This is a genomic window from Companilactobacillus keshanensis (genome assembly GCF_003946205.1).
In the GTDB taxonomy this organism is placed as follows: Bacteria; Bacillota; Bacilli; order Lactobacillales; family Lactobacillaceae; genus Companilactobacillus; species Companilactobacillus keshanensis.
Map to the genome: position 1 here is coordinate 34,915 of NZ_RHOS01000009.1, position 12,981 is coordinate 47,895.

Annotated in this window: 16 protein-coding genes; 5 read left to right on the forward strand and 11 right to left on the reverse strand. The window is 34.3% G+C overall.

Annotated elements, in window-relative coordinates:
• Positions 1 to 130: 130 nt before the first annotated feature.
• The 5 genes from EKM64_RS06440 to EKM64_RS06460 form a co-directional block, all read right to left on the reverse strand.
• On the reverse strand, positions 131 to 961 hold the full coding sequence (locus EKM64_RS06440; protein ID WP_125676782.1) for an oxidoreductase: 831 nt from the start codon (positions 959 to 961) through the stop codon (positions 131 to 133).
• A 50-nt stretch (positions 962 to 1,011) separates the two neighbouring features.
• Positions 1,012 to 2,118: an NADH-dependent flavin oxidoreductase gene (locus EKM64_RS06445; protein ID WP_125676784.1), complete on the reverse strand. Its 1,107-nt coding sequence runs from the start codon at positions 2,116 to 2,118 to the stop codon at positions 1,012 to 1,014.
• Between the two features lie 81 nt (positions 2,119 to 2,199).
• Positions 2,200 to 2,562, reverse strand: a complete 363-nt coding sequence (locus tag EKM64_RS06450; protein ID WP_125676786.1) for a MarR family winged helix-turn-helix transcriptional regulator — start codon at positions 2,560 to 2,562, stop codon at positions 2,200 to 2,202.
• An 84-nt stretch (positions 2,563 to 2,646) separates the two neighbouring features.
• Positions 2,647 to 3,216, reverse strand: a complete 570-nt coding sequence (locus EKM64_RS06455; protein ID WP_125676788.1) for a cob(I)yrinic acid a,c-diamide adenosyltransferase — start codon at positions 3,214 to 3,216, stop codon at positions 2,647 to 2,649.
• 4 nt (positions 3,217 to 3,220) lie between these two features.
• Positions 3,221 to 3,892, reverse strand: a complete 672-nt coding sequence (locus EKM64_RS06460; RefSeq protein WP_164505314.1) for an ECF transporter S component family protein — start codon at positions 3,890 to 3,892, stop codon at positions 3,221 to 3,223.
• A gap of 121 nt (positions 3,893 to 4,013) precedes the next feature.
• On the opposite strand from EKM64_RS06460, the gene EKM64_RS06465 reads away from it, so the two are divergent.
• On the forward strand, positions 4,014 to 4,733 hold the full coding sequence (locus EKM64_RS06465) for an MIP/aquaporin family protein (RefSeq protein ID WP_125676790.1): 720 nt from the start codon (positions 4,014 to 4,016) through the stop codon (positions 4,731 to 4,733).
• Here EKM64_RS06465 and EKM64_RS06470 read toward each other — a convergent pair.
• Together EKM64_RS06470 and EKM64_RS06475 are read right to left on the reverse strand one after the other, a co-directional pair.
• Positions 4,719 to 6,314: an ATP-binding cassette domain-containing protein gene (locus EKM64_RS06470; RefSeq protein WP_125676791.1), complete on the reverse strand. Its 1,596-nt coding sequence runs from the start codon at positions 6,312 to 6,314 to the stop codon at positions 4,719 to 4,721. The two genes, EKM64_RS06465 and EKM64_RS06470, sit on opposite strands and share 15 nt — an antisense overlap.
• Positions 6,248 to 7,156 carry an energy-coupling factor transporter transmembrane component T gene (locus EKM64_RS06475; RefSeq protein WP_164505315.1) on the reverse strand — a complete coding sequence of 303 codons (909 nt, stop codon included), beginning with the start codon at positions 7,154 to 7,156 and terminating at the stop codon, positions 6,248 to 6,250. Before EKM64_RS06475 ends, EKM64_RS06470 begins: the two co-directional genes overlap by 67 nt.
• 154 nt (positions 7,157 to 7,310) lie before the next feature.
• Between EKM64_RS06475 and EKM64_RS06480 the strand changes: the two genes are divergently transcribed.
• Positions 7,311 to 7,691, forward strand: a complete 381-nt coding sequence (locus tag EKM64_RS06480; RefSeq protein WP_125676795.1) for a DUF4430 domain-containing protein — start codon at positions 7,311 to 7,313, stop codon at positions 7,689 to 7,691.
• 117 nt (positions 7,692 to 7,808) lie between these two features.
• Here the strand turns inward: EKM64_RS06480 and EKM64_RS06485 are convergent, their stop codons facing one another.
• Positions 7,809 to 8,123, reverse strand: a complete 315-nt coding sequence (locus tag EKM64_RS06485) for a bacteriocin immunity protein (RefSeq protein ID WP_125676798.1) — start codon at positions 8,121 to 8,123, stop codon at positions 7,809 to 7,811.
• 166 nt (positions 8,124 to 8,289) lie between these two features.
• Between EKM64_RS06485 and EKM64_RS06490 the strand changes: the two genes are divergently transcribed.
• Positions 8,290 to 8,649, forward strand: a complete 360-nt coding sequence (locus EKM64_RS06490; protein WP_125676800.1) for a nuclear transport factor 2-like protein — start codon at positions 8,290 to 8,292, stop codon at positions 8,647 to 8,649.
• Here EKM64_RS06490 and EKM64_RS06495 read toward each other — a convergent pair.
• Positions 8,629 to 9,297 carry a ribose-5-phosphate isomerase A gene (locus EKM64_RS06495; RefSeq protein ID WP_125676802.1) on the reverse strand — a complete coding sequence of 223 codons (669 nt, stop codon included), beginning with the start codon at positions 9,295 to 9,297 and terminating at the stop codon, positions 8,629 to 8,631. The two genes, EKM64_RS06490 and EKM64_RS06495, sit on opposite strands and share 21 nt — an antisense overlap.
• Positions 9,298 to 9,346: 49 nt before the next feature.
• Entirely contained in the window at positions 9,347 to 9,919 is a 573-nt protein-coding gene (locus tag EKM64_RS06500; protein ID WP_125676804.1) for a TetR/AcrR family transcriptional regulator, read from the reverse strand.
• Between the two features lie 214 nt (positions 9,920 to 10,133).
• Between EKM64_RS06500 and EKM64_RS06505 the strand changes: the two genes are divergently transcribed.
• Positions 10,134 to 10,400 (forward strand): hypothetical protein, encoded by a 267-nt coding sequence (locus EKM64_RS06505; RefSeq protein WP_125676806.1) that lies wholly within the window; start codon positions 10,134 to 10,136, stop codon positions 10,398 to 10,400.
• A 155-nt stretch (positions 10,401 to 10,555) separates the two neighbouring features.
• Positions 10,556 to 11,473 carry an L-lactate dehydrogenase gene (locus EKM64_RS06510; protein ID WP_125676808.1) on the forward strand — a complete coding sequence of 306 codons (918 nt, stop codon included), beginning with the start codon at positions 10,556 to 10,558 and terminating at the stop codon, positions 11,471 to 11,473.
• 84 nt (positions 11,474 to 11,557) lie between these two features.
• Here EKM64_RS06510 and EKM64_RS06515 read toward each other — a convergent pair whose 3' ends face one another.
• Positions 11,558 to 12,886, reverse strand: coding sequence for an enolase C-terminal domain-like protein (locus tag EKM64_RS06515; protein ID WP_125676810.1), 1,329 nt, complete (start codon positions 12,884 to 12,886; stop codon positions 11,558 to 11,560).
• Positions 12,887 to 12,981: the final 95 nt, after the last annotated feature.

The window sequence follows — 12,981 nt, forward strand, 5'->3', positions numbered from 1 at the left end:
ATTGTGTGAAGAAAATGTGTATGCGGTTCACTAACACCTACGGATACAAAAAATCCTCAAAATTTGAATTCACATCCAAATCCTGAGGATCAATTTATACTCCCACACTTATATGTGGCAAAATAAAGCCTTATTTATTATCCGCTGAATAAGCTAATTTTTCTAATTTATCAAACGAATCAGTCAACTTTTTAAATTTAGCACGTGAACCATCAACAGCAAATTGTCCAAGTGGCAAGTGCTCTGGCATATCTCCACTAGTTGCTTGATCATAAATTATTTGAGCAGCAATCTTAGGATCACCAGGAGCCTGTTCGGAGTTTTGATCATTGGCAGAAATCATATCATTATATCCAGAATAGTCGCCTTCTTTAGGCACAACTTTCTTAGAAGATCTACCAGACCAGTCGGTTCTAAATCCACTAGGTTCAACCAAACTGACTTTGATACCAAGGCCAGAAACCTCTTGATTCAAGGCCTCTGAATAACCTTCAACAGCAAACTTAGTTGCACTATAAAATCCCATTGTTGGCATTGTAACAAGTCCTAAAGCTGATGAAAAATTAATAATTCTTCCAGATTTTTGATTACGCATCAATGGAAGTACAGCTTTTGTCATATCGGCAAGGCCAAAGACATTGACATCAAACATATATCTAACATCATTCTCATTACTATCTTCGATAGTAGCAAAATATCCTAAACCAGCATTATTGATCAAAACGTCAATCGTTGAAAATTTATCTTCAACAGATTTCACGGCCGCAGCTACCTGATCCTTTTTGGTAACATCAAGTGTTGCCTTCAAAATTTGCCCGTGATCATATTGATTCAAATAATCCAATTGTTCAGTATGACGGGCAGTGGCTACCAAATTTACGTCGCCCTTTTGGGCTAAAAGTGTTGCCAATTCTTTTCCAAAACCGGATGAAGTTCCGGTAATAAACCAAGTTTTTACCATATTAAATTTCCTTATTTAATTTATTCATAATATTGGGTTGAAACCAAAAACTATTTAATAATCTTTTCAGGCATCTTCTGTTCCAAAAATGCTAGAGCACCATTACTGATCATCAACTCATCAGTATCAAATAATGACAATGTATGACGAACTGAATCATCATGTCCAGATAATATTTTACCAACAAAATGGGGATCAAGTAACATTTGACCACCGACAGCAATCAATTCACCACTATTTAAAATAGCCTCAGAATCTTCTTTAGTTGTAACGCCACCAACACCAATTAATGGCATACGACCATTGATCCTATCGTGAACATATTCAAGAATGGTCTTATTCTTGTAACTATCGCTAACAGATACACGTTTATAATCATTTTCTGATAGATGCAAATAATCTAATGGCTTATCAGCTAATTTATCAACTAAAAACATTGTGTCTTCAATGCTAATACCAGGGTTCTCATATTCTTCCGGTGACAAACGATATCCAACGATAAAGTTCTTTACTCCAGATTCATCAACTACTTTGGTGACACCATCGACCAAATCATTAATAAACTTGTAACGTTTATCAAGATTTCCACCCCATTGATCTGTCCTACGATTTGAATGTGGTGAGAAGAACTGTTGAATGATGTAAGTATTAGCACCATGAAGTTCTACTCCGTCAAAACCGGCTTCGATGGCACGTTTAGTCGCCTTCTTGAAGTTCTCGATCAACTCTGTAATTTCAGAATTTTCCATTGCTCTTGGAGTTTCCGCATTATCACGCTCGGCTGCAATGGCACTAGCGGATACTGGTTGAGTCCCATGAAGTACACCAGAATCGGTCATTCTTCCAGCGTGGAAGATTTGCAAAATTGCTTTTGTTCCGTTCTTTTTGATACCTGCGGCTAATTTAGCAAGTCCAGGAATGAATTTATCATCGGCCACACTCAACTCACCATCCCAACCTTTACCATTATCTTGAACATTGGCGGCACCAGTGATTACAGCACCGATCTCACCACTTCTTAAAGCATAATAATTTACTTCATCATTTGTTACAGTTCCATCAAAAAAGCTCATTTTTGTAGTCATTGGTGACATCATGAAGCGATTTTTTAAAGTTAAACCACGTTTGAATGTCAAAGTTTCATTTGATTTAATCATTTAAATACTCCTCTTAAGTAATATTTTAAATAAGTTGCATGCGCGTGCATATAATAAACTAGTAAAACAAAAAAAACAACTCTAAAAATCTTCCTTTAAAATATTGGTTACTATTTTAGAAGTTTCAGCTAAAATTGTTTCACCTTTATTTGTTAAGTGAATATAGATTCCTCGTTTATCATTCTTACAAATACTACGTTCGATCGCACCGAAATCTTTAGATTCCAAGCGTGTTACCAAACGAGACATGGCACTTTGGCTAAGTCCAACATGTTTTTGCAAATCTTGTAAACGTAACTTTTTATCATCTTTTAAATCCAACGCATATAAAACATAAAATTCATTTAGGGATAAATCATTTTTAGACAATCCTGATTCAAGATTGTTCTCGATCATTCTTTGTTTCTTTGAGAATTCGAGCCACTTTTCAATTGTTGTATTCATATTCAACTCCCCCGATCTCATACATTATCATATCAAATTTTCACAAAGTCAATTTTAAAACACTAAAAAAACTCCCGAAGGAGTTTATCTAAAGACAGGCTTACTATTACGATATTGAATATCCTCAACACCCTCTAAAACATTGGCATATCTTGCCGCAATAAAGAAGTAATCAGATAGACGATTGATAAACTTTAAAACTTCATCGTTGATTGGCTCAGCTTGCATCAGATTGACAATTTCACGTTCGGCACGCCGTGTAACCGTTCTGGCCATATGCAAATTAGCGGCCGTAATACAGCCTCCCGGTAAGATAAACTTTTGTATTTTAGTAGTTTTATCCGTATATTCATCGATCTTTTTTTCTAGCCAGTCAACAGCTTTATTATCGGCTGTAAAAATGAATTCATGTTTTTTATCATTTTGAGAAATTGCTAGATCAGTTCCACAATCAAAAAGTAATTGCTGGATCTCTTCTAATTCTTCCTTCAAAACCTTGGTTTTATCTGACAAATTAGCTATCACCACACCAACCAATGAATTCAATTCGTCAACCGTTCCATAAGCCATGATTCGTTTATCAGATTTATATAAGACATCATTACCGATAATTCTGGTCTGACCTTTGTCACCAGTTCTAGTATAGATTTTCATAAAGTTACTCCTTAAATAAATCGTATTTAGTTCGATAATTGTTAAAAATTCTAATCCAGCGTTTTCCTACAAGCAATAATAAAATGGCCGTAAAAATTGCATGTATAAAATCAAAATAAAAACTTCCTGCTATGGCAATTCCGACACTTTTAACATTTATCGGATCAACAAAGCCGATGATATAGTAAATATCCATTATCCAACCCATGATAAATCCAGTCAAGAATCCCCAAACGGTCAGTAAGGCGGTCCCTGTTTTCTTATTAGATAATAAACCAGAGATCAAACCAATTATACCGAGTGCAAACATCTGCCAAGGAGTCCATGCACCCTGGCCAAAGTACATATTGGAAGTCAAAGCAATAATCGTTCCCATTAAAAATCCAGTTTCTGGACCGCTGACGATTGCTCCCATGATCAGAATAAATAATTCTGGTTTAACTGCTGGTAGTGCAGCAAATAAGACCCGTCCACCCACTGCCAAGGCACAAATTATAGCTATAAAGACGACCTCTTTAGCGTTAGTTTTTCGTTGTTCAAAACGGATAAAATAGATTCCAATCGTCAAAGATAGAAAGATAAATGACATTAACAGATAATTTTTATTATCAAATATACCCATAAAAACTAATGTTATTATTGCAATGATTATTAAAAATATAGATCTTTTATTCACTAATTTACCTCCAATATTTTTTTCGATTATCAGTAGCTTAAAAATAGATTTTAAGATATTGACTATGTATAATAGCTGTAAGCGGTATCAGACCGTAATAGACTACTAAGGGGTGTGTTTTATGCAAGATAGCTTGATGTTACAGCTATTGGGTGAATTTATCGGAACACTTGTATTGATATTATTAGGTGACGGCGTTGTCGCTGCCGTAAGTTTGAAGAAATCTAAGGCCTATGGGGCTGGCTGGATAGCAATTGCCTTAGGGTGGGGGCTTGCTGTTACCCTGGGTGTTTACGTTTCTGGATTCCTAAGTCCAGCGCACTTGAATCCTGCCGTAACACTTGGTATGGCAATAGCTGGAGTTTTCCCTTGGGCATATGTAATTCCTTACATCATTGCTCAGATCCTGGGAGGAATTGTGGGAGCTGTCTTAGTTTGGATCAACTACTACCCTCACTGGCAAGAAACAGATGATCCTGATGCTATTTTAGGAATATTTGCAACAGGACCAGCCATCAGAAATTATCCTATGAACTTTATCAGTGAGTTTATCGGTACCTTCGTTCTAGTATTTGCTTTACTAGCATTTACTAGAGGAAAGTTCACAGACGGCTTAAACCCAATGGTCGTCGGTGTCTTGATCACATCGATCGGTTTCTCACTTGGTGGTACAACTGGTTATGCGATCAATCCGGCCAGAGATTTAGGGCCAAGAATTGCCCATCAGATTTTACCAATTGCCAATAAAGGCAAGTCCGACTGGTCATACAGTTGGGTACCTATCTTTGGACCAATGGCCGGTGGTGCACTTGGCGCCTTGATCTATCTACTTATTCCTTAAATCATTCCACACTAAAGCATCCGGGAAACTATCTCTGGATGCTTTATTTATTTCTGTCGTATAGAAAAATTTATCTTTAAAAAATTCAGTTGGAACTTGAAAATCATTTAATTTACCATCAAACATCATTGACATATAGTCAAATTTTGTTGCAAAAACCAGATCATGACTATTAGCAAAAACTATCCCACCATTCCTTAAATATTCATTTAATAAGTCATCTAACTTCAATATTTTGTTAGGATCTAATCCCTTAGTTGGCTCATCCAAAAATAGTATCTCTGGATTCTTGATTAGTCCGATAACTAAAGCCAAAAATTCCTGTTGTCCACCACTTAGATCATACGGACTAATATTTTTTAACTTTAATATTCCATATTGCTTTAAAACTTCATCCACTTGACTGTTAGTAATAGTTTGAGATTGCTGCAGCTGGAATTTTATCTCACCAAACACCGTATCTGATACGAATAATAAAGCTGGATTTTGTGGTAATACAAAGATTTTTTTGAACAGATCAGGATTATTCTTGACCGATTTACTATCAAGCTTTATAGATCCGGATCGTTGTAGTAACTGCTGTGATATTACTCGGATCAACGTCGACTTTCCGACTCCATTTGGCCCTACTAAACAATATGAGTGTCCCTTATTCAAAGTGAAACTGATCTTGTCGATGATTTTTTTTGATTCAAAATCAAACCTAAATGAAAGATTTTTTATTTTCAATACTTCCTGTTTTGAAATTTGTTTAGATGATCTTTTTTTATATACAATCTCATTACTGTTATCATTTAAAATCTTACTGAATTGACGATTATTCAGTGGAAGCGTCACATCACCTAACTTTAATTCTAAATAGGACCGATCAATTTGTGACAAATAATTTTGATAAAAGTTATCATGAAAAATACTTTTTAGAGCAAGGTCAACTTTAAGATCTAAAATAATCGCTCCATTTTCAATAATAGCCATTCTATTAGCATAAAAAGTATTTCTTTCAAGTGAATGTTCCACCAAAATAACCGTTACATTTAATTCGGTATTGATTTTATGAACCATTTGTAAAAGCTTTTCGGCTGCAATTGGATCAAGCTGTGAAGTTGGTTCATCAAGTAATAAAATATCTGGATCAGTTATCAAGGCTGCTGCTAAATTGATCAATTGTTTTTGACCACCAGATAATTCATTTTCCGTTAAATCCAATAAATCGATAATTCCAAAATAACTGGCTACCTCTGCGATACGCATATGACGCTGATTATCTGAATAATTCATATTTTCCAAGATAAAATTGAATTCATCACGAGCGCACTCAGTTATCATCTGATTATCAACAAATTGTGATAAATATGAAATATTCTCATCTTCTATATTCAGCTCTATGGTTCCTTTAGTTGACTTACCAACGACTAAATTAGCCTTTAATTGTTTTAATAAAGTACTCTTTCCACTACCAGTTTTGCCTATGAGAAGTAAGAAATCTCCTTTGTTGATAGTCAGATTAATATTGTCTAGCGAAAGTTTTTCACTGTTGGCATATCGGAAACTGAAATTTTTGAAATGTACCATTTCCACCATAAGTATTGAAATCCTCCTATCAAAATTGGCATTATTATTAGGAATACATTTATTAAACCAACCAAAATATTTTTATCAAAGATTATTTGAACATTTGATGATCCAAAATTAACTTTACCGATTTTTGAAACTATCATGACAACGTCAAAAATTATAGTTAAAAAACTAATGATCATTAAAAGATAGTCTGACGTATTACATTTAAAATGACGTCTGGTACCTTTTTTACCATATCCCTTAGTAGTTAACACATCTGACATATTCATGAAATTGGCAATCGATTTATTCAAAACGATCTCTAATAAATTCAATTGTTTAGTCAATCTATTTTCTTTTTTACTGCTTCTAAATTTGTATAAGAACTTAGTATCATTAAAAATTTCAATAATTTTGGGAATGAATTTAATCGTTAAAATAAAGATAATTGCAATGTTTCGTAGATTTCGTGATAATAAATCAAAGATGATTTTCACATTGGTTAAGGCATCGTAAATATGAAATGCTAAAAGTAGATTCACAAAAGAGAATGCCAAAATACATGCATTCAATAATGATTCAGTCGTCACTTTTAACATTGGTAATTGAAATATAATTTCTGCACCACGTTGGTTAATGATCAGATTGAATATAATGGTAGTAACAAATATAACCAATGTAAACTTTAAATAATTTCGAGAATTATTTTTTTTAGTATATATGGTAACTAATAGTAATGATAAAAAAATCATCACGATAATCACCGGATCATTGAATATTAAACTAGAGAGAACGATAGCCAAAAGATAAGTCAAAATCGACAAATCATTTGTTGACTGTTGAAAACCAGAAAAAAATTTTTTCACTGATTTGATCTCCTCTCCATTCATTAGCATATTTAAGAATACCACAATTCAAACCTAATATTCCTAACGTCAAAAACGCTTATATATTGATAAACTAATTCTCTGATATAATTAGAAACCGTTGAATCATAACAACAAAAGGGAGAATTTATTTATGAAAAAAAGAATTACAGTTCTATTTATGGCATTGTTGATGCTTGTGAGTGTTATTGCACCAGCAACTGCCACAACCGCTGATGCTAAAACAAACAACATCAAAGTTACATATGTTTTAAAGAAGAATAAGAAACAAATTGCCAAGAAAACTGTTACTTTAAAGAAAAACGCTACAGTTATGGACGGAACAAAAAAAGCCTGGAAAGTTACACAAAAAGGTGGTTTTATCTCAGCCATTGATGGCAAAAAGCAAAATAATAAAAAGAAAATTTATTGGACATTCACAGTTAATGGAAAACAAGTTAATGTCAGTGCTGATAAGAAAAAATTAAAAAATAAAGATAGAGTTACCTTCACACTATCAAAATATAATGGTTAATCTGGCATAGTCGTATACAGGTTAATTTATTTATATATAACAAAGAGGAGTTTCATCCCACCTGATATTTCAAGTGGGATGAAACTCCTCTTTGTTAATTTTATTGAATATTTTAATTTAGAATTGAGATCTAAAATCAGTTGGTCCCATTGGTGAACCTGCAAACCCTTCAGTTTGAGCCAACATTATCAGTTGTTTTAAACGATTCCAATTAGCTTGATCGAGTTTTGACTTATTGACCGCATTAGCTAACAAAATCCCATTGACCGTTTTAGAAGCAATTATTTGTGGTGCACTCTTCTTTTTACTTAAATAAGTACCGGCAGTCATTAAAGTTTTAATAACTTCTGGATCATAATCCGCTTTTTTTGATAAAGAATTATACATCTCGTCGATAATTTCAAAAACTTGTTCATCAACTGATTTCTTCATATCCGATTATTCCTCCTTTAAAAGTTATAAACAAAAAGATAATATTTTTAGTCCTATATATAAACTACATGTAGCCGGAGAATAACGCTCAGGAATAAATCACTTTAACTGACTATTTCTAAAAACGATCTATACTAAGTATTAAAAACATAAGAAGGTATTGATTATGGATAAAAACATTGAAACGATCAAGAAATACTTCGAGCTATCCGATTTAGCATCTAATGACGAAAAAGCTCTCGATGAAATAGTAGACCTATTTGCAGATGATACATCCATCAAATCGGGATTAAGTGAAACAGCCGCCGGGAAGAAAAAGACTGCTGAATTTTTTAAAACATTCTTTACTCGCAACAAAGAATTAAAGCACTTATTTAAAGCAGAAGCTTTTGTTGATTACTATCAGGCCGAATGGGCAGTTGCTGGTCTTAAAACTGATGGCTCTTTATTTTCCCTACATGGTTTTGATTATTATAAATTTAACGACAAAGGAAAAATAATTTCTTTAGTCGTTAATATTAGCTGATACCGATATTACTTTTTCACCATCTGCCAGTAAAGCCTTTGTGATCAAATTATGGAAATAAGATGTTCCAACGACTCCGTTGAATTCACTTAATTCATGATTAATCACGTCAATTTTATTCCAATTATCAAACATACAGTCAACTAAACAATTCCCTAATTTAGTCCGTACCATGCCGGCCATATCTTGTGATTGACGTATTTTTGTGTGTCCACCTAAGGCCTTTACCAATTCAGTCACCTGATCGATTGCCGGTTCGATCACTTCTAAACTCAAGAATATATCCGCATTCAATTGATTCTGCATGCGCTCTTTGGGTCCTAGAATTATATAATCCTTAGCCAAATTCGCATAGATTTTTTCATATGTATGAATTCCACCATTACTTTTTAAGGCGTCTAGGTTTCTATTTAAGGAATCACAGCCATCAAATGCCAAATCAATTTTATCAAGTTGACTCAATTCCCTAATCTCTAAACCTAGTTTTAGACAGGTATTTTTGGTAACTTCTGATGGTGTACAGGCAATAATATCCAACTTTTGATCAGCTACTTCGTGTAAAAGTCTGCCAACTGTATTTCCACCGCCAAAACTAACGATCATTTTTGGTTGAATCAATTTAATTGCTTCTTCGAGTAGTTTTTCCATAGTATCCTCATGAAATTTGAGTGGTCATTCTTGATCACTCTTTTTTTGTCTAATCTTCAGGTTGAATCTGTAACAAAATTGCTTTACGAATCGTGTTAATTGCAGCAGCTACAGCATCAATTTCTACTTCACCATGTGCTAAAGCCCACTGAATAACTGTCATTTGAACATTCATCCCCATTGATGCCATCAAATCCTCTGGTACTTTCATATTTCCACCAGAATTTTTGATAAACTGTTTCCACTCTTTTAATAGAAGTGTTCTAAAATTAGCTTCTAAATCAGCGTTTGGTTCATGAACCGTAAATAATGTTAAAAGCGCATCTCGATTATCTGCCATATCTACAGCTAATCCACGTAATAAAGCATCAGTTTCACCGTTTATGATCTGATTAAAGCGAAGATTCACTCGGCTCTTAAATAATTGAGTAAATCCATCTACCATTTTATCTAATAAATCATATTTATCTAAATAATGTGCATAAAATGTTGATCGACTGGTCATAGAATGCTGACATATATCAGCTACAGTGACTTGACGAAATGTCTTTGAATTTAATAACGTCAATAATGCTTGTTGAATATCACGTTCAGTTTTAATTTTTCGGACATCCTTTGACATAATAAACCCTCATTCTTTTCAAATTAATTTCAGCATAACACAATCAATTTCAAATAAAATGTATCTTTTCGAACAAAGTATGCGAAAAGTGTCCGGAATCCAACAATAGCATGATTATTGCTAGTGTACCCTTTGGTATAACCGCTCTATCATGTAGTTGTTGAAAGCAATTGGGAACAAGCTTTCAAATTTAAAAGGAAATGGGGTAATCAATATGTTTACATGGATGTTTTGGATCTTGGCAATTTGGTTTATTGTTAACGTTGTATGGATGTGGTTCGATCTCGACGATCAAACATTGCAAAAAACTTTTGCATGGATCAACGTCGTTGCTGTCATCCTTGGTTTCTGGACTTTCTACGGAGCAACTCCTGTAGACAGCTTATCAACATGGTTCCAAGTTCTAAACTGGGTCAACATCGTGTTAGCTGTCACTCAATTCTACTTCGGCTATCGTAAGCTGCAACATAGAGCAGCATAATTAAGCATTTATTACAAAAATTTAATAAACAGTTCAATGAATACCCTGTAATCTATTGATTATAGGGTATTTATTTTGTATAAATTACCAGATATAGTTTTTAGAAATGCTAATCTCTGGTACACTAAAAGAAAAATGAAAGAAGATCTTATAAAATGAGAAAATTTGGCATAATTGGGATTGGGCACGTTGGAGTTACTATTGCCTATACTCTTGTTACTAAGGGAATTGCGGATGAATTAATTTTAATCGACAATAATGAGGGGAAAGCTATTGCTGAGCAACTTGATCTTGAAGATGCACAAGCAAGATTAGATACAACTACTCAAATCAAAATTCAGGACTATTCTGAATTAAAGGATGTTGACATTTTATTCTTAACTGCCGGCAAGATCGATGCCGCTAAAGAAACTGGCAACCGTTGGGCTGAGTTTGAATTTACTAATGCTATGGTCAAAGAAGTTGCACCAAAAATAAAGAAATCAGGATTTGACGGCGTTGTCATCGACACTACTAATCCGTGCGACGCCATTACTCAATATCTTCAAAAATCCACTGGACTTTCTCAACAACAAGTCTTTGGTACTGGAACATTTTTAGATACTGCTAGAATGCAACGTGTTGTTGCTAAACAATTTAATGTTAACTCCAAAAATATTGCCGGTTATACACTTGGTGAACATGGTGATTCACAATTCGTCGCCTGGTCAGGTGTTACTGTAAATAGTCATCCCCTAGTAGAATTTGCCAAACAACAAGGAAAAGATCTCGATTATACCGCTCTTGAAGAAGAAATCAGAAAAGGCGGTTGGTCAGTATATCAAGGTAAAGGATATACTAGCTACGGAATCGCTACATGTGCTGTTAAATTAGCCGAGGCCGTTCTTTCGAACGCCCAATTAGAATGTCCTGTATCTTGCTACGACAAAGAATTTGATACCTATATCGGCCAACCAGCTGTTATTGGTAAAAATGGTATCGAATATGTCAATCCAGTTGCTTTAACTGACGATGAAAAAGCTAAATTTAAGAATTCAGCTGAAACTATCAAGAGCAAATTTTCTACTATGTAATAAAATACTTGAACTCAAATAGCCGCCACAGAAAACAATTTCCGTGACAGCTATTTTTAAATTATTATTAACTTAATACCTATTTTATCTGACCATTGCTGGTTTGTTAGAATCAAATTTCCAATTTGGAATCAAGAATTGCATGGCAGCTGCATCATCACGTGCTCCAAGATTCTTATCAAGATATAATTTATTGGCCTTTTTAATACTATCTAAATCGATTTCAACACCAAGACCTTCATTAGTCTTTGGTACTGTTAATTGACCATTCTCAATTTTATAAGGATTCTTAGTTAAGTTTTGTCCATCTTGCCAGATCCAGTGAGTATCAACATCAAAGACACGTCCTGGAGCTGCGGCAGCTGCATTAGCGACCATAGCAAGTGAAATATCAAAATGATTATTTGAATGAACTCCCCAGTTAAGGTTAAATTCATTACATAACTGTGCTACTCGTACAGCACCTTCCATTGTCCAGAAATGTGGATCTGCTAATGGAATAGATACTGAATTTAGAGCAATGGCATGTGACATTTGACGCCAATCTGTATCTACCATATTGGTAGCTGTTGGCATATGAGTAATTTGCTGGAATTCTGCTAAAATTTCTCTACCAGAGAATCCATCTTCTGCTCCACAAGGATCCTCAATATAATGAAGAATATCTTTCATTTCATCAGCATAATGCAATGCTTGTTTCAATGACCAAGCACCATTTGGATCTAAGTCTAGTTTAGCGTCTGGAAAGGCCTTATGAAGGGCCTTCATAGCAGCAACTTCTTCTTCACCGTCGAAGACACCACCCTTTAATTTGAAAGTCTTAAAACCATATTTATCATACGCTGCTTGTGCTAGTTTAACGATTGCTTCCGGATCTATTGCTGGCTTACGACGTAACTTTCCCCATTCACTAGTATTATCGTCGTTTTGGATATAAGGTAAATCAGTTTTACTAGTATCACCAACGTAGAATAAATAACCAAGTACACCAACTTTTTCTCTCTGCTGACCATCACCTAACAATGCTGCGACTGGTACATGGAGATGTTTACCTAGTAGATCGAGAAATGATGTCTCAATGGCAGTTAATGCATGAACCATTATTCTTAAATCAAAAGTTTGTTTACCTCTTCCACCTTTGTCTAGGTATGAAAATTTCTCTTTTACCCTTTGAAGAACATCTTTATACTCACCAATGGAACGTCCAATGACTAGTTCCTTTGATGCTTCTAAAGTACTTGTGATTTTTTCACCACCAGGCACTTCACCAACACCAACTTGACCTTCATCAGTTGTTAAAACAACAATATTTCTAGTAAAATATGGACCATGTGCACCACTAAGATTCATTAACATACTGTCATATCCAGCGACTGGATAAACATCCATTTTGGCTATTTTAGGAATACTCATAATAATATCTCCTCTTACTTAATTGTGATTTAATTAACATTTATTGCTTAGTTCTATTATATTGTGTCTATTTAAACTGAAACAGTCACTCTTTG

Coding starts and splice junctions, on each gene's coding strand:
- EKM64_RS06440 (WP_125676782.1), bottom strand. CDS start 961: ATGGTAAAAACTTGGTTTATTACCGGAACTTCATCCGGTTTTGGAAAA.
- EKM64_RS06445 (WP_125676784.1), bottom strand. CDS start 2,118: ATGATTAAATCAAATGAAACTTTGACATTCAAACGTGGTTTAACTTTA.
- EKM64_RS06450 (WP_125676786.1), bottom strand. CDS start 2,562: ATGAATACAACAATTGAAAAGTGGCTCGAATTCTCAAAGAAACAAAGA.
- EKM64_RS06455 (WP_125676788.1), bottom strand. CDS start 3,216: ATGAAAATCTATACTAGAACTGGTGACAAAGGTCAGACCAGAATTATC.
- EKM64_RS06465 (WP_125676790.1), top strand. CDS start 4,014: ATGCAAGATAGCTTGATGTTACAGCTATTGGGTGAATTTATCGGAACA.
- EKM64_RS06470 (WP_125676791.1), bottom strand. CDS start 6,314: ATGGTGGAAATGGTACATTTCAAAAATTTCAGTTTCCGATATGCCAAC.
- EKM64_RS06480 (WP_125676795.1), top strand. CDS start 7,311: ATGAAAAAAAGAATTACAGTTCTATTTATGGCATTGTTGATGCTTGTG.
- EKM64_RS06485 (WP_125676798.1), bottom strand. CDS start 8,123: ATGAAGAAATCAGTTGATGAACAAGTTTTTGAAATTATCGACGAGATG.
- EKM64_RS06490 (WP_125676800.1), top strand. CDS start 8,290: ATGGATAAAAACATTGAAACGATCAAGAAATACTTCGAGCTATCCGAT.
- EKM64_RS06495 (WP_125676802.1), bottom strand. CDS start 9,297: ATGGAAAAACTACTCGAAGAAGCAATTAAATTGATTCAACCAAAAATG.
- EKM64_RS06500 (WP_125676804.1), bottom strand. CDS start 9,919: ATGTCAAAGGATGTCCGAAAAATTAAAACTGAACGTGATATTCAACAA.
- EKM64_RS06505 (WP_125676806.1), top strand. CDS start 10,134: ATGTTTACATGGATGTTTTGGATCTTGGCAATTTGGTTTATTGTTAAC.
- EKM64_RS06510 (WP_125676808.1), top strand. CDS start 10,556: ATGAGAAAATTTGGCATAATTGGGATTGGGCACGTTGGAGTTACTATT.
- EKM64_RS06515 (WP_125676810.1), bottom strand. CDS start 12,886: ATGAGTATTCCTAAAATAGCCAAAATGGATGTTTATCCAGTCGCTGGA.